The sequence below is a fragment of the Coprococcus sp. RTP21204st1_G4_RTP21204_210225 genome, assembly GCF_040915385.1.
Classification (GTDB): Bacteria; Bacillota; Clostridia; order Lachnospirales; family Lachnospiraceae; genus Allocoprococcus; species Allocoprococcus comes.
Map to the genome: position 1 here is coordinate 1 of NZ_JBCPDP010000075.1, position 1,035 is coordinate 1,035.

General features: G+C 53.4%; 1 protein-coding gene and 1 pseudogene. Both read right to left on the minus strand.

Features of this window, described 5'->3' with window-relative positions:
- Positions 1-551 (minus strand): annotated as a pseudogene (locus tag AB5213_RS17215) (hypothetical protein); the annotation flags it as partial.
- Positions 541-1,035, minus strand: a 495-nt coding sequence (locus tag AB5213_RS17220) for a hypothetical protein (protein ID WP_368277046.1), incomplete at its 5' end; no start/stop codon positions are given. The gene AB5213_RS17220 and the pseudogene AB5213_RS17215, both read right to left, overlap by 11 nt.

A 1,035-nucleotide genomic window follows, 5' to 3' on the forward strand; every position in this document is an offset into this window, starting at 1 on the left:
GGGTCGGTGACAAAGTAGCTGGTGTTGAGCTGGCAGATGTTCGGGGTCACGTAGTTAAAGGTCTTACCGGAACCAGAACCGCCGACCACGAGGACGTTTAGGTTACGGTCATATTCCGGGTCGAACTTGGGACGGTGCAGGGCAAGGCCGAAGTTCTTGGTGAAGAGAAGATTGTTATCTTCGGTCTGCAAGTCCTTAAACTTCTTTCCTTCCTTCACAGTGCCCCAGCGGGCGGAACCGGATTCTTCGCCGGAACGATAGTTTCCGATGAACGCCACGTAGCGAAGCCAAATCATCCAGATAATGAGAAAGCAAGCCCCGCCAAACAGCAAGGAGTTACTGGTCATATCGAGGGCAAACGGTGCATCCTTTATGGTCTGCCACATGGAAAGGAATGCATCGCTCAAATGGTCGAAAATCTGCCCCGGATAGGTGACGAGGGTTTCGGCATAGCGGTCACCGAGATAGAAAAAGACCGTGGCGATGACGAGGGTGCCGAGCGCCGAGGTGGCAATCTTCTTATTGATTTCCGGGTTCGCGCTATTTGCCATCTGCATCCTCCTTTTCCACTTCTTCCAGCACAAGCAAGAGCGTGGTCACAATACTCGTGCGCGTCTCTCGTGTGGCCGCGTGGCGGAATCCTTCATAGCAGGTGAGCGAAAAGTCCTCGGACACATCAATACCATTGGAATCGCGTGGAGTGAGACCGTCGCACCGGGAAAGGGCGGAAGGCTCCCAGAGGGTCGTGATGCCATCTTCCGATTTCACGCGCTTGCACCCGGACTTCATTTCATAGAAAAGGTTGTCGAGGGTGGTATGGGTCTCGTTGTCCTTTGGCAGGGCGGCATCAAGAAGGGAGATGAGGTTCCCGATGGTACGCTGGGAAGGCTCGCACCAGTCCCTTAAATATCCAAGACAGGCCATCAGAAGAAGTTTTTCCGTCTTCTTAAAGAAGTCACCATCTGAATCGGAGAGGTTCACGATGGATTCCGCGATGGTCTCGATATCGCTGTCCGATTCCATGGTAAGAAGCGG